The sequence below is a fragment of the Bacillus sp. mrc49 genome (genome assembly GCF_002803435.1).
On record NZ_PHNG01000032.1, the window covers coordinates 1 to 458 of the forward strand.

A 458-nucleotide genomic window follows, 5' to 3' on the forward strand; every position below is an offset into this window, starting at 1 on the left:
AAGATTGTAATATCCTATCCTCTGAATGGGCGAAACGATTGAAGGGATTGGACCGTCCCATTTTATTTGTTGGCCAAGATGCAGATATCCATCGGGAGGCAATCACGGACTCACTGGGCGAATTAGCCGTATTTGCCCCGATACAGTCCTTCAACTCAAGACCAAGCGAACTGGCTTTCCTTGGCCTTGACAAGACGGAAGAGGATATTCACAAGTTTGTACCGAACTATATACGCATGGCGCCCTTTCAGAAGCTTAACAATTGCTTGCTGCGTACAGGTTATGATGAAGCCGGGATGTGTGTGGACGAAGGATTAAAAAGGATCAGCAGCCTTATTGCTAATCAAGAGGCAGAACTGCAGCAAAAAGGTAAAAAAAGTAACACGAGTGAAGCGGAAATAAAACTGGAGCTTGTTCAATTACTGGTGAAAATCTATAAAATGAGCCATAAAGAATTA

1 pseudogene is annotated in these 458 nt (G+C 43.4%); it reads left to right on the top strand.

Annotated elements, in window-relative coordinates:
• Positions 1 to 458: pseudogene (locus CVN76_RS00310) on the top strand (hypothetical protein); the annotation flags it as partial.